The following is an 18719-nucleotide window of genomic DNA, read 5'->3' as shown; positions in this document are numbered from 1 at the left end:
TTATTGAGCGTTGGCTTTTTCGGCAGCCAGTTCTTCCAGGTCGATGTAGCGGTTGCCGATGCGCGGGTGCAGGCGGCCGCCGTCGGCAGCGCCCAGCACCACGACGATTTCATCGGCACGCGGTGCGTCTTCGATCTGCATTTCCAGGGTGATGTAGTGCGAGCGCAGGCCCTCGTCGTCTTTCTGCATCATCGGGATCTGGATCGAGGTGCCTGGGCCACCACGCTTGTTGGTGAAGCTCAGGTAGCTCTTGGCCTGTACCGCTTCGCGGTAGTGGTTGCCAAAGCGCAGGGTGTGGATCACCGCCGAGGCATGCTCGATTTCGCCATCGGCACCCACCACGGCGGCCTTGCCGTAGGCCTCGATCTTGTCGGCCCCACCAATGGCGGCAGTCAGGCGCTCGACCATCAGCGCGCCCAGCTCCGAGCAGTTGGCGCGGATTTCCGGCTTCAGATCTTCAACGAAACCGCGACCGGCCCATGGGTTCTTGATCACCACGGCCAGGCCGACCATGGTCACCGGCTTGTCGGTGGCCTTGCCGCCTTCGATGCGGGTCTCTTCGGAGTAGGTGACGATCTTGCGGATTTCGAAACTCATGGGTGGCTCCTGGTGAGGGTTATCAGCTCTTGTTGTCTGATGGTATACCATAATATTTGTTGTGCAAGAGGGGGCGGGAAATTTCTCTTGCGGGGGGACGGGAGGCTGCTAGTCGTAAGCTGAAAGTCGAAAGTCGAAAGTCGAAAGTCGAAAGTCGAAAGTCGAAAGTCGAAAGTCGAAAGCAGATCTGCTTTTGCTTTTGCTTTTGCTTGTAGCTTGTAGCTTGTAGCTTGTAGCTTGTAGCTTGTAGCTTGTAGCTTGCCGCTTGCCGCTTGCCGCTTGCCGCTTGCCGCTTGCCGCTTGCCGCTTGCCGCTAAAAAAGCCCGCTCGCGCAAGCCGCATGGGCCTACGGGAGCGGGCTGCGTCCCGCAATGTTTCAGGCAATGGGAATTCAGGCGAACGCCGGTACCACTTCCTTGATGAACAGTTCGAGGGACTTCTTCTTCTCGGCGTGGGGCAGGCTGTTGTCGCACCAGAAGCTGAACTCGTCGACACCCAGCTCCTGGTAATAGCGGATACGCGCGATGATCTCTTCCGGGGTGCCGATCATGGTGTTCTTGCGGATGTTCTCCAGCTGGAACGCCGGCACTTCGGCAAACTTGGACTCCGGGCTTGGCTCCAGGAAGCCGTTGACCGGGGTGGTCTTGTTGCCGAACCAGGCATCGAAGGTGCGGTAGAAGCGCGAAATGGCCTGGGCGCCCACCTTCCAGCCGTCCGGCTCGGCCGGGCTATGCACGTGGGTGTGGCGCAGCACCATCAATTGCGGGCGCGGTACGTCGGGGTTGTTGTCCAGGGCGGCCTGGAACTTGTTCTTCAGGTCGAGTACTTCTTCGTCGCCCTTCATCAGCGGCGTGACCATGACGTTGCAGCCGTTGGCCACGGCAAAGTTGTGCGAGTCCGGGTCGCGGGCGGCGATCCACATGGGCGGCGTAGCGTTGAACGGCTTCGGTACGCTGGTGGACGTGGGGAATTGGTAGACTTCGCCGTCGTGGGCATAGTCGCCTTCCCAGAGCTTGCGCACCACCGGCACCATCTCGCGCAGGGCCTTGCCGCCGTCGGTGGCCGGCATGCCACCTGCCATGCGGTCGAATTCGAACTGGTACGCGCCACGGGCCAGGCCCACTTCCATGCGGCCGTTGCTGATTACGTCGAGCAGGGCACATTCACCTGCCACGCGAATCGGGTTCCAGAACGGCGCGATGATGGTGCCGGCACCCAGGCGGATCTTTTCGGTGCGTGCCGCCAGGTACGCCAGCAATGGCATCGGGCTTGGCGAAATGGTGTATTCCATGGCGTGGTGTTCGCCGATCCACACGGTGCTGAAACCGCCGTCTTCGGCCATCAGGGTCAGTTCGGTCAGGTCTTCGAACAACTGGCGGTGGCTAACCTGTTCATCCCAACGTTCCATGTGTACGAACAACGAAAATTTCATGGGGCTTTCCTCAACGCTTGAAAGGGGCTGGCGCCAGGCAGGGGGGCGCCAGCTGTCTCGATTCACAATGGGCTTCAGGCCAAGGCCGGCAGGCTGGCCATCTTGCCGCGGCAATACACCATCGGCCGCGGCGCCTGGGCCGGAACGATCAGGTTGTGCACCTTGCCGACCATGATGGCGTGGTCGCCACCCTCGTATTCGCGCCACAGCTCGCACTCGATGACCGCCGTGGCGCCGGCCAGGATCGGGTTACCCAGCTCGCTGAGGGTCCACTCGATACCGTTGGCCTTGTCTTTGCCTTTCTTGGCGAACGCGTAGGCATGGGCCTGCTGCTCACCCGAGAGCAGGTGAATGGCGAAGCGCTTCTGCTTGATCAGTACCGGGTAGGAATCGGAGCTGTAGTTGGGGCAGAACAGCACCAGCGGCGGCTCCATCGACAGGGAGGAAAATGCGCTGGCGGTCAGGCCGACGACCGAGCCGTCGTCGTCCAGGGTGGTGATGACGGTAACGCCGGACGGGAAGGAGCCCAGGACGTTCTTGTAGACGGTTGCGTCGATCATCGGGTTTACCTCTAAAAGGCTGCGGTGGTCCGCGGTTTTTATCGTTGATGTGTCTGATGGTATACCGTAATACCTATTTTGCAAGCAGAATTTTCAGCCGCACATTTTCACGATAAGCGGCGCAAGGCCACGGAATACAAGGCTTTGCCCGGTGTGGTGGATTGTCGCCGGGGTTTTTCAAACAGAACAGTGGCCGCTTTTTCGTGCGGATCAGTGTTGTCAAAAGTTTGGAATACCATAATATGGTCCGCAGCTGAGAGGCCGCCTAGATGCGGTTTCCTTACAACGATAAAAACGACCTTTCGAGCTGAAAACCATGTCCCAACCGTCGTCGCAACACCAGTTTGTCGAGAATCACACGGTCGATTATGTGCCACCTGCCGAGCGCCATGGGAAGGCGCGCGACCTGTTTACCCTTTGGTTCAGTACCAACATTGCGCCACTGCCGATCGTCACCGGTGCCATGGTGGTACAGGTGTTCCACCTGAACCTGTTGTGGGGGCTGGTGGCCATTGTGCTGGGCCATCTTGTCGGGGGCGTGGTCATCGCCCTGGCCTCTGCGCAGGGACCGCAGCTGGGCATTCCGCAGATGGTGCAGAGCCGTGGACAGTTCGGCCGCTATGGCGCCTTGCTGATCGTGTTCTTCACGGCGTTGATCTATGTTGGCTTCTTCATTTCCAACATCGTGTTGGCCGGCAAGACCATCCACGGCATCAGCCCGAGCGTGCCGATGCCAGGGGCGATCGTGATCGGCGCCTTGAGCGCCACCGCCATCGGCGTGGTCGGCTACCGTTTCATCCACATCCTCAACCGTATCGGCACCTGGGTAATGGGCTCGGCACTGCTGGCCGGCTTCATCATGATGTTCATCCAGGACCTGCCAGCCGATTTCTTCAGCCGCGGCGCCTTCAACCTGTCGGGCTTCATCGCCACCGTCTCGCTGGGTGTGATCTGGCAGATCAGCTTCTCGCCGTATACCTCGGACTACTCACGCTACCTGCCGCGTGAAGTCGGCATTGCCAAGCCGTTCTGGGCGACTTATTTCGGCGCTACCCTGGGCACCATCTTGTGCTTCAGCTTCGGTGCGGTGGCGGTGCTGTGCGTGCCGCAAGGCACCGATGCGATGGACGCGGTGAAGCAGGCCACCGGCTGGCTGGGGCCGATCCTGATGGTGCTGTTCCTGCTCAACATCATCAGCCACAACGCCCTCAACCTGTATGGCGCGGTGCTGTCGATCGTGACTGCAATCCAGACCTTCGTTGCCCAGTGGACCCCCAGCGTGAAGGTTCGGGTGATCCTGGCCTCGGTCATACTGCTGGGCTGCGGTATGGTCGCGCTGAACGCCTCGGCAGATTTCATCGGCCAGTTCATCGGCCTGATCCTGGCGCTGCTGTTGGTGCTGGTGCCGTGGGCCTCGATCAACTTGGTCGACTTCTACCTGATCAAGAAGGGCCAGTACGACATCGCCTCGATCTTCAGTGCCGACGGCGGCATCTATGGCCGCTTCAATCACCATGCGATCGTTGCCTATGCCTGCGGCATCCTGGTGCAGCTGCCGTTTGCCAATACCTCGCTGTATGTCGGGCCGTACTCCAACCTGGTCGAAGGCGCCGACCTGTCCTGGCTGTTCGGCTTGCTGGTGACGGTGCCGCTGTACTACTGCCTGGCCACGCGCAGCAAGGCTGGCGAGAAGGCGGGGCGGGTTTTGAGTGTGAACGACTGATAGTCACGTGTGGCTGCAAGAGGGGCTGCTTCGCAGCCCATCGCAGGCAAGCCAGCTCCCACAGGGGGCGCGCAAGCACTGGGATGGGCGTAGCCCCCGCCAGGGCCATCGACCTGTAAGAAATTTCCGAACATGAAGCAAACTGCTTTAGTTCACCTCGCGCGGCGAATTATCCTACAAGTGCGTCAGAAGTCGCTACGTAGCCGGGAAAGCCCACCCTGAGATAACTTCATTGCGTCGCCTTTTCAGGTGACCGGGCTTGAGACACCCGGACTACATGTGTTGGCACCGCTTCATGGCGGTCGTGCGCGGGCAGGCTTCGGCCTGGCCGGTATTCATGTGTCCCGGGTCTCAAACCGCGCACGACTGCCACCCAAATCCTTGAGACGACGAGGGGGCAGTTCCTGGTTCGTTCAAAGGAGCTCAATCATGAAAAAGCTCGTACCCGATCCACCTGCCTCAGAACTTCTGCAACTCGACCCGCCCAATCTCTCGTTTCAAGATCTTCCTAGCATCGAAGAATGTGAGCAGCTTCTCAGTGCCTTGATTCATACCGTCAATCACACCACGACCGTCCTGATCGACAGCGGTCCCGGCCTTACTCGGGACGCCATGGGAATGAACATTCGTCTGCTGTGTAGAGCCATTCACGCGTTGTCGAACCACACCAGTACCCATATCTTGGAGCAATGTCATGAGCGATGATCCAAGAAACTCCTTCACAGCGGGTTTGGAAACGTTCGATCTCTTCTGCCTGCGACCAAACGTGCCATTCAGTCATGCGTTCACGCAGTTGTCTGTGCTACTTGGCTGCATCCGTCACCTCACGACAGAAGCAGAGATGGAGAATGATCGGATTGCGGGTAGCGCTGCGCGTATTCTCAGTGAGATGGCGAAAGCGTTGATTGATGATATGGAGCGAGGGATGGGCCTTCAAAGAAGATAAATTCACCGGCCCGCCGCCAGGCCCTTCCGAAAGCCCAGCCCCTGCTTTGTAGGAGCTGGCTTGCCTGCGATGGGCCGCGATGCGGCCCCGGCTATCTCAGATCAGACCTTGAACTGTGCCACCATGCCATTCAGGTCCACGGCAAGGCGCGACAGGTCCTGCGCTGCCGCACTGGTCTGGTTGGCCCCCGCCGAGGTCTGCATGGCCAGGTCACGGATATTCACCAGGTTGCGGTCCACCTCACGGGCCACCTGCGCCTGTTGTTCCGAGGCACTGGCTATCACCAGGTTACGCTGGTTGATCGAGGCCATCGCTTCGGCAATCACCTCCAACGCCTGCCCGGCACCCTCGGCCACTTCCAGCGTGCCCGTGGCACGCCCTTGGCTGCTGTGCATCGCGGTCACCGCGCGCTCGGTGCCGTTCTGGATCCCGGCAATCATCTGCTCGATTTCTGCCGTCGACTGCTGGGTGCGGTGGGCGAGGGCACGAACTTCGTCCGCCACCACCGCAAAGCCACGGCCTGCCTCACCGGCGCGGGCCGCTTCGATAGCGGCGTTGAGCGCCAGCAGGTTGGTCTGCCCGGCAATTGCACCGATCACATCCAGCACCCGGCTGATCTCGCTGGCATTGCTGGCCAGCTGTTCGATTTCGCTGGAAGTGCCGGTCACGTCTGCCACCAGGTGCTGGATGGAGGCCAGCGCCTGATTGACCCGGTCGCGGCCATCGCGGGTAGTCTGGTCGGCACCTCTGGAAGCGTCTGCGGTGCTCACCGCGTTGTTGGCCACTTCTTCGACCGCCGCGGTCATCTGGTTGACGGCCGTGGCCGCCTGGTCGATTTCGGCACTTTGCTGGTGCAGGCCTCGGCTGGTGTCTTCGGTGACGGTGTGCAGCTCTTCGGATGCCGAGGCCAGCTGGTCGGACGAGGCGGCTATCTGCCGAATGGTGTCGCGCAGGCTGCTCTGCATGCGGCTCAACGCGCGCAGCAGCAACGCCGGCTCGTCGCGGCCCACCACCTGGATTTCGCGAGTCAGGTCGCCGGTAGCAACGCGTTCAGCCACGGCCACGGCCTCGGCCAGCGGCCGCACGATACTGCGGGTGAGCAGGGTGGCGATGGCAGCAAGCGCCAGCACAATCACCAACAGCGCGCCTATCAGCGCCTTGAACGCTTCGTCAGCCACATCGCTGCTGCGCTGCGAGGCTTGCTCGGCGCCCTTACCGTTGTAGTCGATCAAGGCGGCCATGGCATGCATCATGTTGTCGGCATACTGGCTCAATGGCCCGCTGACTTGCTGCTCGGCTTCGGCAATGCGGTTGGCTGTGATGTCCTGCAGCACCTTGGCCTGCAGGCCCGCATACTGCTGGTAAGCCGCCGTGAAGGCATTGAACAGGGCGCGATCGTCGGCCTCGACGATGGTACTGTCGTAGTTTTTCAGGCTGGTTGTCAGGCGTTGGTTGATGCCTTGTAGCATCTCAAGGTCGCGGGCGCGTTCGCCGGTATCGTTGCTGAGTGTCGCACGCAGGGTGACGGCCCGGGCGCGACCGAGGTCGGTGCTGATTTCGCTGAGGGCCACCACGGCAGGTATCCAAGTGATGCGGATTTCGTCTGTGGCGGTGTCCATCTGCCGGGTCTCGTAAAGTGCGATCAGGCCCATCACCAGCACCAGAATGCCCAACAGGGTGAATGCGCTTGCTGCGCGAATGCCGATCTTCAAATTCCTTAACTGCATGAAGTACTCCTTGATGGTGGCGTGCAGGCCTCGAGAACGCAGGCGGCTGCCGGTGTAAACGCAGTGGCGCCAGGCTCGGGATGCATCGCAAAGTCGGTTGTAGGTCTCACCCTCTTTCTGTTTTTGGATGTGATGATGCCATATGGCCATCATCCTTGAACAGGCATTCAAGTTACGGGATCTGCTGATAAACCCAAGGAAAATTGTCGGTTTTATCCGGGAAATCAGCTTCAACGTGGCGCCTCGCAAGCCGGCTTGCGCCGCAGTAGAGCCGCTTAACGCCCTTCGTGGCCCCGCCGGTAGGCCCCTGGCTGTATGCCTACTGCCTTGGCGAAGGCCCGGGTAAAAGCGGCCACCGATTGGTATCCCACCTGTGCACCCACTTGCTCCACCGTGTTGCCCGCCTGCAGCAACCGGCAAGCATGGCGCATGCGCAACGCCAGCAGCACTTGCCCTGGCGACTGCCCGGCCAGCTCGCTGAAGCGTTTGAAGAAAGCCGAGCGCGACAACCCGGTGCAGGCCGCCATGCTCTCCAGTGTCCAGGCTTGGCCGGGTTGCTCGATCAGTAGCTCGAGCAACCCGGCGAACGCTGGCTGCCGAGCAAGCGCGATCAGCCCGCCCAGGGGCTGCCCGGCATGCACTTGCTGGCGCAGTGCATACAGAAAGAGCAAGTGCGTCAGGCGCTCCAGAAAGGTTTGCGAAGGCCCGGTTTGGCGTTGGCATTCATCCAGGATCAGCCCGAACAACGCCCCTGCCGCGCTCCCGGCGGGGTCTTCGGCACGCAGCAGGATCCAGTCGGCCAGGCCCTCGACAATCAGCGAAGACAAACCCGACTGGAAACGGAAGAAGCCACAGACCAGGCCGACCCCATCGCTGGCGTCGCCGTCCAGCGCCTGCATGGTTTGACGCGGTTGCGCACAGGCGCCTGCCGCGTCCTGGTCGCTGGACAGGCGATAACCCAGGTCGCGCAACAGGAACACGGCGTCGCCTTTTTTCAGGCACACCGGCTGCGCCTGGCCGTCGAGGTGCAGCCAGCAATCGCCCTGCACCACCAAGTGGAAGCTGGCACGGCCCATACCCTGGGTGCTGGCGTGCCAGCCGCCACAGTAGCGGCCGACATGAAACAGGCTGGCATCCAGCTCCAGGCCTTCTAATAACCAATCGACGAGCGCGGCGGACGAAATCATCTAATGCAAAGACTCAGGAGCAAGGAAAGGCGACTGATGAATATGGAGGGTACTTCTTATAACCACCAGACTGTAGTGACATCCATCAGGGAGACCACTCCATGTCCTCGCGCATTACCTTACACACCCTGGAAAGCGCCCCGGAAGCAGCGCGCCCGTTCCTTGAGAACGCGCAGAAGAATTCGGGCTTCATCCCCAACCTGCTCGGGGTGCTGGCCAACGCGCCAGCGGCACTGGAAACCTACGTGACCGTTTCGGCATTGAACGGCAAGTCCGACCTGAGCCTGGCCGACCGCGAAGTGGTGCAACTGATTGCCGCCACCCAACATGGCTGTGATTTCTGTGTGGCGGGGCACACCGCCGTGGCGTTGAACAAGGCCAAGCTGCCGCAGGAGGTGGTCGAGGCCCTGCGGGCCCGCGGCGAGCTGCCCAATGCCCGTTACGAAGCCCTGGCCGCCTTCGCCCGCGAAGTGATCGCGACCCGCGGCAATGTCAGCCAGGCCACCTACCAGGCATTCCGGGATGCCGGCTTCAGCGAGGGCAATGCGCTGGAAGTGATTCTTGGCGTGAGCCTCGCAACCCTTTGCAACTTTGCTAATGTGTTCGCCCAGACGCCGCTCAATGACGAGCTTGGCAAGTACCGCTGGCAGCCCACTGCATGATCTGCCCCTGCTAGCGGCGGTACAGCGGTAGTTGTAGGAGTGGCCATGTGCCGCAAAGGGGCCGCCAGGCGGCCCGGCGTTCTCAAAGGAGCAAGACCATGCAGGATTGTGCATTTCGACAGTGGCTGGATGCCAATGCCGAGGCCATAGATCGGGGCCTGTGCGAGCCGCAGCACGTGCTGGCGCAAATCGCCGAATCGCAACTGCTGCGCGTGGGTGTCGACCCGGCCCTGGGCGGTACGGGCGGGCAGGTGACCGACGCCGTCGAGGCCATCGCTGCCATTGCCAGCCGTTCGCTGGCTGCCGCTTTCGTGTGTTGGGGCCAGCGCGCCTTTATCGAGTACCTGTTGCAAAGCCCCAACCAGCCGCTGCGCGCGCGCTTGCTGCCACAGCTACTGGCCGGTGAGCTGGCCGGTGCCACCGGCCTGTCCAATGCCATGAAGTTCCTCTCTGGCATCGAAGCCCTGCAAGTGCGCGGCCGCCCGGCGGGCGATGGCTGGCACCTTGAGGGCCGCCTGCACTGGGTGACCAACCTGCGCAAGAGCGGGTTCGTGGTAGCGGCGGCCATCGAGGACGACGCGGGCGGTGCTCCGTTCGTACTGGCCATTCCTTCGGATGCCCAGGGCCTGCAACGTTCTGACGACTTGCAGCTGATGGGCTTGCAGTCGAGCAACACCGCTGCCTTGGCCTTCCACCAGGTGCCGCTGGCACGTGACTGGTTGCTGCACGACAATGCCCGCGCGTTCCTGCCGCAGGTCCGCCCGGCCTTCCTGGCGTTGCAGTGCGGCATGGCCATTGGCCTGGCGCGCCGGGCACTGGACGAAGTGCAGGCCCACCTGCAGGGGCGTGCCTCATTCCTGGACGAAGCCCGCCAGGTGCTCAGCGAGCGCCTGGAGAATACCGTCAGCGAGCTCAAGCAAGGTTTGCTCGATGGCCGCTTCCTGCAACAACCGGCGGCCTTGTTCAAGCTGCGCATTACCCTGGCCGAAGGCGCCGCCGACGCGGTGCAACTGGAATTGCAGGCCAGTGGTGGCAAAGCCTACCTCAGCGAGTATGGCGAAGGCTTTGCCCGCCGCTGGCGCGAATCGGCGTTCGTGCCGATCGTCACGCCCAGCCTGGTGCAGCTGCGGGCCGAGCTGCACCGCCAGGCAGGCGCCGCATGAGTGCAACGTTGCTCGAAGCCCGTGACATCAGCCTGGGCTACCCAGGCGAGGGCGGCTGGCAGCAAGTGCTGGCGCAGTTCGACCTGCAGCTGGGGCGCGGCGAGGTGGTGAGCATTCTGGGCCCCAGCGGCGTTGGCAAGTCCAGCCTGTTGCGGGTATTGGCCGGCCTGCAGCAGCCGGGTGGTGGCAGCGTGCGGCTGCATGGCCAGCCGCTGCAGGGCCCACACCCGCGCCTGGCGGTAGCCTTCCAGGACCCCAGCCTGCTGCCTTGGCTGAGCCTGGAGAAAAACGTCGCCTTCGGCCTGGACTTCGCCCGCCAGCCCAAGCTGGCGGCTGCCGAACGCCGTGCACGTATCGACCACGCTATCGCCGCCGTGGGCCTGGGCCATGCCCGCAGCCACTACCCGGCGCAGCTGTCTGGCGGCATGGCCCAGCGGACCGCGCTGGCCCGTTGCCTGGCACGGCAGCCCGAAGTGCTATTGCTCGACGAACCGTTCGGCGCACTGGATGAAGTCACCCGTGCCGACATGCAGCAATTGCTGCTGCAATTGATCGCCACCCACAACACGGCAGCGGTACTGATCACCCACGATATCGACGAAGCCCTGTTGCTGTCCGACCGTGTGCTGCTGCTGGGCGACCATCCAGCGCACATCCTCGGCCAATGGCAGATCGGCCTGCCGCAGCCGCGCACGCAGCGGGTCGAAGAGCTGGGCGCCTTGCGCATCGAAATCCTCAAGACGCTCCGGCGAGCAAGCCGCACGGTCGAACCCACCCCAACCCCACAGGCCTCGGAGGCTGTCCATGTGCATGGATGACTGCTGTTCCTCGTCTTCACGACGTGATTTTCTCAAGCTGGGCGCCATGCTCACCGCCGCCGGTGCACTGCCGTTGCTGTCGAGCCTGCAGGCCCGCGCCGCTGCCGAACCGGACGCGCCGGTACGTATCGGTTACCTGCCGATCACCGACGCCACCCCCTTGCTGGTGGCGCACAACAACGGCCTGTTTGAAGCCGAGGGTATCAAGGCCGAACGTCCGGTATTGCTGCGCAGCTGGGCACAGGTGATCGAGGCGTTCATTTCTGGTCAGGTGAACGTCATTCACCTGCTGTCGCCAATGACCGTGTGGGCGCGCTATGCCAGCAAGGTGCCGGCCAAGGTGGTGGCGTGGAACCACGTTGGCGGTTCGGGCCTGACCGTCGCCCCCGACATCACAGACATGAAGCAGTTGGGTGGCAAGACCGTGGCCATACCTTTCTGGTACTCGATCCATAACGTCGTGCTGCAGCAGATGCTCAATGACAACGGCCTGACACCGGTGTCGAAGCCGGCCAGTGCGGCGTTGGCAGACAATGAAGTGAACCTGCTGGTGTTGCCGCCCTCCGACATGCCGCCGGCCCTGGCCAGCAAGCGCATTGCCGGTTACATCGTCGCAGAGCCGTTCAACGCCCTGGCCGAGAACCTCAAGGTTGGCCGCGTGCAGCGCTTCACGGGCGATGTCTGGCGCAACCATGCCTGCTGCGTGGTGTTCATGCACGAACACGACCTCGACACCCGCCCCGAGTGGTCGCAGAAGGTGGTCAATGCCATCGTCAAGGCCCAGCACTGGACCCGCGACCACCGCGCCGAAGCAGCAGCCTTGCTGTCGCGTGCTGGCGCCAACAAGTACACGCCCCATGACCCGGCGGTGCTGGCCAAGGTCCTTGCCCCGGCGGCCGAGGACCGTGCCGGCTACATCGCCAGCGGCGCTATTCGCCACCAGCAGTGGGACGAAAAGCGCATCGATTTCCAGCCTTACCCGTTCCCGAGCTACACCGAAGCACTGGTCAAGCGCTTGCAGCGCACCCTGATCGAAGGTGACCACGCGTTCCTCGCCGGCCTGGACCCGGCGCAGACTGCCCGCGACCTGGTGGATGACCGCTTCGTGCGTAACGCCATTGCCGCCGTGGGCGGGCCGTCGGTGTTCGGCATAGCCGACAACTACGAGCGCAGCGAGGAGCTCGCCGTCTGATGCGTACGCACGTAGTACATGCCGGGCTTGGCCTGGCCGGTTTGCTGGGCTTGCTGGCACTGTGGTGGGCCGGGGTCGCCGTGTTCGGCCAGGCTGATGGCCTGTCGGCCCGGTTTGCACCGCAGGCCACGTTGGCCAGCCTGGTCGAGCTGCTGGGGCAGGGCGAGGTCTACGGGCATATCTGGGTCAGCCTCAAGCGCATCCTGGTCGGTTTGTTGCTGGCGTTGCTGATCGGTGTGCCGTTGGGGTTGCTGGTAGGTAGCTACCGGCACCTGGAGGCGGCGACCACGCCGGCATTCCAGTTCCTGCGCATGATCTCGCCGTTGTCGTGGATGCCGGTGGTGGTGATGCTGATGGGCGTGGGTGACCAGCCGATCTACTTTTTGCTGGCGTTCGCCGCGTTGTGGCCGATCCTGCTCAACACCGCCGCCGGGGTGCGGCAACTGGACCCGCGCTGGCTGCAGTTGAGCCGCAGCCTGAGTGCCACGCGCTGGGAAACCTTGTGCAAGGTGATTGTGCCGGGGGTGATAGGTCATGTGCTGACGGGCGTGCGCCTGGCCATCGGGATCCTGTGGATCGTGCTGGTGCCCTGCGAAATGCTGGGGGTCAGTGCAGGGCTGGGCTATTTCATTCTCGATACCCGCGACCGCCTGGCGTACTCCGAGCTGATGGCAATGGTGCTGTTGATCGGTGTGCTGGGCTTTCTGCTCGATGCCCTGGCGCGCGGGCTGCACCGGCGCTGGGTGCATGGCTGAGCCGCCGGGCCGCGCCGAGCATGAGCGGTGCGGTGCGGCCCTGAGCGTTGTGCTTGACGGTGCGATCAGTGCACGTGCTGGCGCTGGCGCACACACTCCTGCGCCTGTGCGGTCAGCGCGTCCAGCCGCTCGTCGCGCATCTGCTCCGCTTCGATCATCGCATCTTCGCCTTGCTGGTTGAGCAGGTAGGTATGAATCTGCAGCACCTCGGCGGTCTGGTAGATGGGGGCGATGTCCAGGCGGCCGATCAGAGCCCCGCTGGCCTGGCCGGTGCTGCTCATCAGCACTTGCGGACCATTGGCGGCCACCACCTGCATACCCATGGCTTCGAACCACGGTACCTGGTTGGCGAAGGCGTTCAGCTCGACGCAGGCATGGCGCGCCTGCAGGTCGCCCAACAGCGCCCGGGCGATGCCCTGGCGGCGATGGCTGGCGCGTACGGCCATGAATGCCAGGGCACAGGCCTGCTTATCGTCCTCGGCGGGTAGCGACAGAGCAAAGCCCAACAACTGGTCAGGCGCTTCGGCATCCAGTGCCAGGGTCAGTGCCACGGCCAGGCCGCGGTTACCGTCCAGGGCTTGCAGGTACTGATGCACCTCCATGCCGACGCCGTACTGGTACAGCGGGTACAGCGGGTTGTCTGCAGTGATCGCGACACTGCTCAACTCACCGACGTTGTGAATCACCAGCTCGCGGATCTGGTTCTGGAAAGACTCGGGCGGCACGCTGTCAAGGCGGCTCAGGATGAACATCTGGGGGCAGGCTCCGGCGGTTAGACTGTACAGCCCGCACAGGGAGGGCGCGGGCTGTACAGTCTAACCGGTTTTGACCCATCAGCCGCGCGCCTGTAGTGCGCCGAGCATCAAGTCCAAGTTTTGCACCGCCGCACCCGACGCGCCTTTGCCCAGGTTGTCGAAGATGGCGGTGAGCAGTACCTGGCCGTGTTCAGGGTTGGCGTACAGCGCCAGGCGCAGGTCGTTGCTGTCGTTCAGGGCTTCAGGGTCGAGGTTGGCCGCGCCACCTTGTTGGTGCAGGGGCATTACCTGAACATGGCGGGCTCCCTGGTAATGCTGTTCCAGGCAGGCCTGCAGCTGTTCGGCGCTGACCTGCCCGGGCAGCAGGCGCAATTGCAGCGGGATGCTCAGCAGGATGCCCTGGCGGTAGGCGCCATAGCCAGGCATGAACAGGGGCCGTGCCGAGAGCCCGGCGTGCTGCTGGATCTCGGGCACGTGCTTGTGCGCCAGGTCCAGGCCGTACAGCTGCAAGGCCGGGGCTTTGGCGGCGGCGGGCTGTTCATGCCGTTCTACCGCAGCACGGCCGCCGCCGGAGTAGCCGGAAATGGCGTGGATGTTCAGCGGGTAATCGGCAGGCAGCAGGCCCGCCTTGACCAGCGGGCGCAGCAACGCGATGGCGCCCGTGGGGTAGCAACCGGGGTTGCTGACCCGCTTGCTTTGGGCAATGCGTTCGGCTTGTTGCGGAGCCAGTTCGGGCAGGCCATACACCCAGCCTGGGCTGGTGCGGTGTGCCGAGCTGGCGTCGATCACCCGCACCTGCGGGTTGTGGATGGCGGCCACCGCTTCGCGCGCGGCGGCATCGGGCAGGCACAGCAGGGCGATGTCGGCGCTGTTGATCGCCTCGCCACGCCGTTGAGGGTCTTTGCGTTCGGCTTCGGGCAGGATCAGCAGGCGCAAGTCGGTGCGGCCTTGCAGGCGAGCGTGGATCTGCAGGCCGGTGGTGCCTTGGTCACCGTCGATGAAGACAACAGGGGTATGCATGGTCGGGGGTCCGGATTGAGAAGGGATGGGCTATGTTCGCGGGTGGCGCTGTTAAAGAAAATTTGAATATCATGATCAGCGCATTCAGCTTTTCTGAATGATGCGCTGGCCTTTTGGCGGTGAACCTGCCCCTTGAAGCTGCCTTGGCGTTCAGCCGTCAGTCTTTGTTTTGTGAGGAAGCCGCAGCGACCATGCGCGAAATCAGCCTCGACCGCCTGCGTACGCTGGTGTTCATCAGCGACCTGGGTTCATTTGCCGAGGCGGCTCGCCAGCTCAACCTGGCGCCGCCCACCATCAGCCTGCACGTGGCCGAGCTGGAGGCGCGCGTCGGCGCCCCGTTGCTCAACCGTACCCGCGGCCAGGTACGGCCCACGGCCATCGGTGAAACGCTGCTGGCCCGCGCCCGTCGCTTGCTGGCCGACGCGGACCAAGCGCTGGACGAAGTTCGCCGCCAGGTGCAGGGCCTGAGCGGCCGGGTACGCCTGGGTGCCTCGACCGGGGCCATCGCCCACTTGCTGCCACAGGCGTTGGCCGGCTTGCGGGTGGAGCATCCGGGGATCGATGTGCAAGTGCAGGTGCTCACTTCGCAAGCCTCGCTGGCGCGTTTGCGCGAGGGCACGCTGGATGTCGCGCTGGTGGCGTTGCCGCAGGTGGCAGTCAAGGGGCTGGCCGTAACACCCTGGCGGCGCGACCCGATCCTGGCCTACGTGCCGGCCGACTGGCAGCCCCCGGCCAAGGTCACGCCTGCGTGGCTGGCGCAACGGGCGCTGATCTTGAATGACAGCACTACCCAGCTGTCGCGGGTGACAACCGAGTGGTTTGCGGCGGCGGGGTTGCACCCCGAGCCGCGTATCGAGCTGAACTACAACGATGCCATCAAGAAGCTGGTCGGTGCCGGGTATGGCGCGACGTTGCTGCCGCAAGAAGGGGAGGCCGCCGAGCTTGATCAGCGCATTGCCCACCGACCGCTGCGGCCCGGGCTGTGGCGGCAGTTGGGTATCGCCTGCCGGGAAGGGCAGGTGGAGCGCGCTACCGCGTTCGTGCTGCAGGCCCTGGAGCGGCTGCGCCAGTAACGCCCGCCAACGGTTTCAACCAACCGTTTCGTGCAGGGCCAGGCTCTGGCGCAATTGCGCCAGCATGGCCAGGCGCAGCGCCTTGGGGGCCTGCACGCGGATAGAGCCGGCCTGGGACAGCAGCCAGCTCATCAGTGCCCGGTTGTCGTCTACCGTGGCCACCAGCACAGCGCCACCGTCGCCCTGCGCGGTCAGTTGCATATCTGCCGACAGCGGCGCCTGCTCCAGGCGCCGGGCAAGGGCGTCATCGACCCAGGCGCGCAGCTCCACCTGAGCCGCCGGGCATAGCGCGTCGGGTTGCAACTGGTGCGCTTGCTCCAGGCTCAGGCCCGGTTGCCAGTACCAGCCATAGGGCATGCCCTTGCTGTTGCATTGCAGCGGGAACAGGGCGGCCAGTTCGACCAGGTCGCGCTCTACGGTACGCTTGCTGGTGGTGTGGCCCACGCCGCTCAGGGCACGTTGCAACTGGGTGGAGCTCACGCCCGGGTGGCGGCCTGGCAGCAGCTTGAGCAATTGCCACTGGCGGGCAATGGTATGGCGGGTAGGGTGGCTGGGCAAAGGGTTCGTCCTTGAAGGCAGGCATCGCGCCGGCCTGGGTGATGGCATTTAGCTATGTATCAGCATACCCTTTCCCCTGATCGGATCCAAGTTGCACCACAAGGCGGCCAAGGCCACCGGCGCGATGCGCGCTTGGCAGCGCCGGTGGTGGCGCTGCAGGTCAGTCAAGGCGCTGTTGCAGCCCCTCGATGAACACCTGTTCGGCCCGGCTGAAGCGCTGCTCCCGGTTCCACAACAGGTGAATGTCCACATCGGCAATGCCCTCCAGCGGGTGCAGCTTCCACAGCAGCCCAGCTGCAACATCCGGCGCTACCACGTGCTCGGGCAGGCAGCCGATGCCGAAACCGGCAATTACCAGGCGGCGCACTTCCTCGAGGCTCGGTGACGAGGCCACGATGCGCCCGGCAAAGCCCTGCTGGTCGCGGAAAATGGTCAGTGGCGACAACATGCCGCCAATCTGGTCACTGGTGAAGCTGACGAAGTTCTCCCGCTGCAAGTCGCCCTCGGCCTGGCCGAACAGCGCATGGTGCTTGCCACAGAAAAACGCGTACCGCTGGCGCAGAAACAGTCGTTGCTCCAGCCTGGGCTGGGCGCGCCGGTTCAAGCTCAAGCCTGCGCTGGCGGTTTTCTCTTGCAAGGCTGCGACGATGTCGGAGCTGCGCATCACGTCGATTTCCAGGTCCACCCGTGGGTGCTGGCGATGGAAGTCGGCGAGGAAGGCGTCGAAGCGGTCGCTGACGATGCGGCTGATCATCAGCAAGCGCACCTTGCCCACCAGTTCGTCGGTGGGCTGCGCCAGCAAACTGCCGATCTGCGACATCTGCCCGTACACCTCGCCGGCCAGCTGGAACAGCTGTTCGCCCATTTCGGTCAGCACGAAACGCGGCCCACGGCGGGCGATGAGTTGGCGGCCAAGCTGTTCTTCCAGGCGCTTCAAGGCCTGGCTGACTGCCGGTTGGGTGAGATGCAGGCGGGCAGCGGCGCGGCTGATGGACAGTTCCTGGCCAATGACGCGGAAGGTACGCAGCAGGTTCCAGTCGAGGCGGTCGTTGAGCAAGCGGTCAGACATGGCAAGGCTCTATGATAAGCAGGGTTAATAGTTGGAATAATAAATAGAAAATTGACTAATCATAGCCCTGGCCCGATAAATCACAGGCATCGAGGCCCTCAAGCCAAGCGCCGCCAGAGCGCGACCGTGAATTCCCGTCACTCCTGCCAGAACAACAAGCAAAGGAGCCCCCATGAAGCCCGTCACTTGCGCCCAGCCACGCCGTGCCGCTGCCGCCGCTTTCATCGGTACCATGATCGAATGGTACGACTTTTACATCTATGCCACCGCCGCGGCCCTGGTGTTCGGTGCCTTGTTCTTCCCCTCCGATGACAGCCTGTTCAGCACCATGGCAGCGTTTGGCACCTTCGCCGTGGGCTTTTTCGCCCGGCCGCTGGGCGGAATCGTCTTCGGCCATGTGGGCGATCGTATCGGCCGCAAGAAATCGCTGGTCATCACCTTGCTGATGATGGGCATCGTCACGGTGTGCATCGGCCTGTTGCCGACCTATGCGCAAATTGGCGCCAGCGCGCCGGTGCTGCTGGTCCTGCTGCGCATCGTCCAGGGCATTGCGGTGGGCGGCGAGTGGGGCGGGGCCGTGCTGATGGCCGGCGAGCATGCCCCCAAGGGGCGGCGCAACTTTTTCGCCTCGTTCGCCCAGCTCGGCAGCCCGGCGGGCCTGATTCTGTCACTGCTGGCTTTTGGCGCAGTCACCCGTCTTCCGGAAGAAGACCTGATGAGCTGGGGTTGGCGCGTGCCGTTCCTGGCCAGCGCCTTGCTGCTGTTGGTCGGCCTGGCCATTCGCCTGGGGGTTAACGAGTCGCCCGCGTTCATCGCCAGCCGCGAGCAGGCAGAAACGGCCCGGCGCAAGGAGCAGGCACCGGTCTTCGAGGTGCTGCGCAGCGCCTGGCGCCCGCTGTTGCTGTGCATCGGTGCCAACACCCTGGGCATTGCCGGGGTCTACTTCACCAATACCTTCATGATCAGCTACACCACCCAGCAGCTGCACCTGGAGCGCTCGCTGATCTTGGAGTGCCTGTTCTTCGTGGCGATCATCCAGTTTTGCGTACAGCCCTTGGCTGCCTGGCTGTCGGAAAAGCTCGGCGCCACTCGCTTTCTGGCCTTGGTGGCCGTGCTGGCCATGGCCTCGCCTTACCCTATGTTCACCCTGGTCAGCTCGGGCCAAGGCCCTTTGATCGTGCTCGGCATCGCCTTGGCCGCTGCCTGCATGGCCTCGTTCTACGCGGTCATCGCAGGCTACGTCAGCGGCATGTTCGACACCCGTGTGCGCTATACCGCCATTTCCCTCGCCTACCAGGTGTGTGGCGCCATCGCCGGGGGCCTGACCCCTTTGATCGGCACCTGGCTGGCCCACCATTTCACAGGGCAATGGTGGCCGATGGCAGTGTTCTACACCCTGATCGCCACCCTTTCTCTGATCTGCGTGCTTGCCCTGGCGCGCCAGTACGCGCGCAGCCAGCAGCTCGAGCTGGCCTAAGCGAA

19 protein-coding genes are annotated in these 18719 nt (G+C 63.4%); 10 read left to right on the top strand and 9 right to left on the bottom strand.

The genetic code is table 11. The features are described 5' to 3' along the window. From GEV39_RS13550 to GEV39_RS13540, 3 genes are all read right to left on the bottom strand, one after another. Positions 1-597 carry an amino acid synthesis family protein gene (locus GEV39_RS13550; RefSeq protein ID WP_003256068.1) on the bottom strand — a complete coding sequence of 199 codons (597 nt, stop codon included), beginning with the start codon at positions 595-597 and terminating at the stop codon, positions 1-3. Between the two features lie 391 nt (positions 598-988). After that, positions 989-2029: an LLM class flavin-dependent oxidoreductase gene (locus tag GEV39_RS13545; RefSeq protein ID WP_173889682.1), complete on the bottom strand. Its 1041-nt coding sequence runs from the start codon at positions 2027-2029 to the stop codon at positions 989-991. A gap of 74 nt (positions 2030-2103) precedes the next feature. After that, on the bottom strand, positions 2104-2589 hold the full coding sequence (locus GEV39_RS13540; protein WP_009683734.1) for a flavin reductase family protein: 486 nt from the start codon (positions 2587-2589) through the stop codon (positions 2104-2106). A 316-nt stretch (positions 2590-2905) separates the two neighbouring features. On the opposite strand from GEV39_RS13540, the gene GEV39_RS13535 reads away from it, so the two are divergent. From GEV39_RS13535 to GEV39_RS13525, 3 genes are all read left to right on the top strand, one after another. Continuing rightward, a complete protein-coding gene (locus GEV39_RS13535; RefSeq protein ID WP_173889680.1) occupies positions 2906-4312 on the top strand; it encodes a purine-cytosine permease family protein in 1407 nt (468 codons plus the stop codon). A gap of 429 nt (positions 4313-4741) precedes the next feature. After that, a complete protein-coding gene (locus GEV39_RS13530) occupies positions 4742-5017 on the top strand; it encodes a hypothetical protein (protein WP_173889678.1) in 276 nt (91 codons plus the stop codon). Further along, a complete protein-coding gene (locus tag GEV39_RS13525) occupies positions 5007-5258 on the top strand; it encodes a DUF3077 domain-containing protein (RefSeq protein WP_054912262.1) in 252 nt (83 codons plus the stop codon). The genes GEV39_RS13530 and GEV39_RS13525 overlap by 11 nt, the downstream gene beginning before the upstream one ends. A gap of 101 nt (positions 5259-5359) precedes the next feature. Here the strand turns inward: GEV39_RS13525 and GEV39_RS13520 are convergent, their stop codons facing one another. After that, positions 5360-6985, bottom strand: a complete 1626-nt coding sequence (locus tag GEV39_RS13520) for a methyl-accepting chemotaxis protein (protein WP_173889677.1) — start codon at positions 6983-6985, stop codon at positions 5360-5362. Between the two features lie 275 nt (positions 6986-7260). Continuing rightward, positions 7261-8172 (bottom strand): AraC family transcriptional regulator, encoded by a 912-nt coding sequence (locus tag GEV39_RS13515; protein ID WP_173889675.1) that lies wholly within the window; start codon positions 8170-8172, stop codon positions 7261-7263. Between the two features lie 101 nt (positions 8173-8273). Between GEV39_RS13515 and GEV39_RS13510 the strand changes: the two genes are divergently transcribed. The 5 genes from GEV39_RS13510 (at position 8274) to GEV39_RS13490 (ending at position 12762) form a co-directional block, all read left to right on the top strand. Continuing rightward, positions 8274-8834 carry a carboxymuconolactone decarboxylase family protein gene (locus tag GEV39_RS13510; protein WP_173889673.1) on the top strand — a complete coding sequence of 187 codons (561 nt, stop codon included), beginning with the start codon at positions 8274-8276 and terminating at the stop codon, positions 8832-8834. 98 nt (positions 8835-8932) lie between these two features. Then, positions 8933-9997 (top strand): acyl-CoA dehydrogenase family protein, encoded by a 1065-nt coding sequence (locus GEV39_RS13505; protein ID WP_173889671.1) that lies wholly within the window; start codon positions 8933-8935, stop codon positions 9995-9997. After that, positions 9994-10815, top strand: a complete 822-nt coding sequence (locus GEV39_RS13500) for an ABC transporter ATP-binding protein (protein ID WP_173889669.1) — start codon at positions 9994-9996, stop codon at positions 10813-10815. The genes GEV39_RS13505 and GEV39_RS13500 overlap by 4 nt, the downstream gene beginning before the upstream one ends. Continuing rightward, on the top strand, positions 10802-12007 hold the full coding sequence (locus tag GEV39_RS13495) for an ABC transporter substrate-binding protein (protein ID WP_173889667.1): 1206 nt from the start codon (positions 10802-10804) through the stop codon (positions 12005-12007). The genes GEV39_RS13500 and GEV39_RS13495 overlap by 14 nt, the downstream gene beginning before the upstream one ends. Beyond that, positions 12007-12762 (top strand): ABC transporter permease, encoded by a 756-nt coding sequence (locus GEV39_RS13490; protein ID WP_009685594.1) that lies wholly within the window; start codon positions 12007-12009, stop codon positions 12760-12762. The genes GEV39_RS13495 and GEV39_RS13490 overlap by 1 nt, the downstream gene beginning before the upstream one ends. A 65-nt stretch (positions 12763-12827) precedes the next feature. Here GEV39_RS13490 and GEV39_RS13485 read toward each other — a convergent pair whose 3' ends face one another. Beyond that, a complete protein-coding gene (locus GEV39_RS13485) occupies positions 12828-13514 on the bottom strand; it encodes a GNAT family N-acetyltransferase (RefSeq protein WP_173889665.1) in 687 nt (228 codons plus the stop codon). Positions 13515-13595: 81 nt separating this feature from the next. Continuing rightward, positions 13596-14537: an N-acetyl-gamma-glutamyl-phosphate reductase gene (gene argC / locus GEV39_RS13480; protein WP_173889663.1), complete on the bottom strand. Its 942-nt coding sequence runs from the start codon at positions 14535-14537 to the stop codon at positions 13596-13598. Between the two features lie 191 nt (positions 14538-14728). On the opposite strand from argC, the gene GEV39_RS13475 reads away from it, so the two are divergent. Further along, positions 14729-15610 (top strand): LysR family transcriptional regulator, encoded by an 882-nt coding sequence (locus GEV39_RS13475; RefSeq protein WP_173889662.1) that lies wholly within the window; start codon positions 14729-14731, stop codon positions 15608-15610. A gap of 15 nt (positions 15611-15625) precedes the next feature. On the opposite strand, the gene GEV39_RS13470 is transcribed toward GEV39_RS13475, so the two are convergent. Further along, positions 15626-16168, bottom strand: coding sequence for a WYL domain-containing transcriptional regulator (locus GEV39_RS13470; RefSeq protein WP_173889660.1), 543 nt, complete (start codon positions 16166-16168; stop codon positions 15626-15628). A gap of 160 nt (positions 16169-16328) precedes the next feature. Continuing rightward, positions 16329-17237: a LysR family transcriptional regulator gene (locus GEV39_RS13465; protein WP_173889659.1), complete on the bottom strand. Its 909-nt coding sequence runs from the start codon at positions 17235-17237 to the stop codon at positions 16329-16331. 172 nt (positions 17238-17409) lie between these two features. Here GEV39_RS13465 and GEV39_RS13460 point away from each other — a divergent pair, with 172 nt between their 5' ends. Beyond that, positions 17410-18714 (top strand): MFS transporter, encoded by a 1305-nt coding sequence (locus tag GEV39_RS13460; protein WP_173889657.1) that lies wholly within the window; start codon positions 17410-17412, stop codon positions 18712-18714. The last annotated feature ends 5 nt before the right edge of the window (positions 18715-18719 follow it).

Source organism: Pseudomonas sp. NY5710, assembly GCF_013305665.1.
Lineage (GTDB): Bacteria > Pseudomonadota > Gammaproteobacteria > Pseudomonadales > Pseudomonadaceae > Aquipseudomonas > Aquipseudomonas juntendi.
Note: the sequence above shows the minus strand (reverse complement) of the source record. Positions and strands in the feature narration are given on the sequence as shown.

Coding starts and splice junctions, on each gene's coding strand:
- GEV39_RS13550 (WP_003256068.1), bottom strand. CDS start 597: ATGAGTTTCGAAATCCGCAAGATCGTCACCTACTCCGAAGAGACCCGC.
- GEV39_RS13545 (WP_173889682.1), bottom strand. CDS start 2,029: ATGAAATTTTCGTTGTTCGTACACATGGAACGTTGGGATGAACAGGTT.
- GEV39_RS13540 (WP_009683734.1), bottom strand. CDS start 2,589: ATGATCGACGCAACCGTCTACAAGAACGTCCTGGGCTCCTTCCCGTCC.
- GEV39_RS13535 (WP_173889680.1), top strand. CDS start 2,906: ATGTCCCAACCGTCGTCGCAACACCAGTTTGTCGAGAATCACACGGTC.
- GEV39_RS13530 (WP_173889678.1), top strand. CDS start 4,742: ATGAAAAAGCTCGTACCCGATCCACCTGCCTCAGAACTTCTGCAACTC.
- GEV39_RS13525 (WP_054912262.1), top strand. CDS start 5,007: ATGAGCGATGATCCAAGAAACTCCTTCACAGCGGGTTTGGAAACGTTC.
- GEV39_RS13520 (WP_173889677.1), bottom strand. CDS start 6,985: ATGCAGTTAAGGAATTTGAAGATCGGCATTCGCGCAGCAAGCGCATTC.
- GEV39_RS13515 (WP_173889675.1), bottom strand. CDS start 8,172: ATGATTTCGTCCGCCGCGCTCGTCGATTGGTTATTAGAAGGCCTGGAG.
- GEV39_RS13510 (WP_173889673.1), top strand. CDS start 8,274: ATGTCCTCGCGCATTACCTTACACACCCTGGAAAGCGCCCCGGAAGCA.
- GEV39_RS13505 (WP_173889671.1), top strand. CDS start 8,933: ATGCAGGATTGTGCATTTCGACAGTGGCTGGATGCCAATGCCGAGGCC.
- GEV39_RS13500 (WP_173889669.1), top strand. CDS start 9,994: ATGAGTGCAACGTTGCTCGAAGCCCGTGACATCAGCCTGGGCTACCCA.
- GEV39_RS13495 (WP_173889667.1), top strand. CDS start 10,802: ATGTGCATGGATGACTGCTGTTCCTCGTCTTCACGACGTGATTTTCTC.
- GEV39_RS13490 (WP_009685594.1), top strand. CDS start 12,007: ATGCGTACGCACGTAGTACATGCCGGGCTTGGCCTGGCCGGTTTGCTG.
- GEV39_RS13485 (WP_173889665.1), bottom strand. CDS start 13,514: ATGTTCATCCTGAGCCGCCTTGACAGCGTGCCGCCCGAGTCTTTCCAG.
- argC (WP_173889663.1), bottom strand. CDS start 14,537: ATGCATACCCCTGTTGTCTTCATCGACGGTGACCAAGGCACCACCGGC.
- GEV39_RS13475 (WP_173889662.1), top strand. CDS start 14,729: ATGCGCGAAATCAGCCTCGACCGCCTGCGTACGCTGGTGTTCATCAGC.
- GEV39_RS13465 (WP_173889659.1), bottom strand. CDS start 17,237: ATGTCTGACCGCTTGCTCAACGACCGCCTCGACTGGAACCTGCTGCGT.
- GEV39_RS13460 (WP_173889657.1), top strand. CDS start 17,410: ATGAAGCCCGTCACTTGCGCCCAGCCACGCCGTGCCGCTGCCGCCGCT.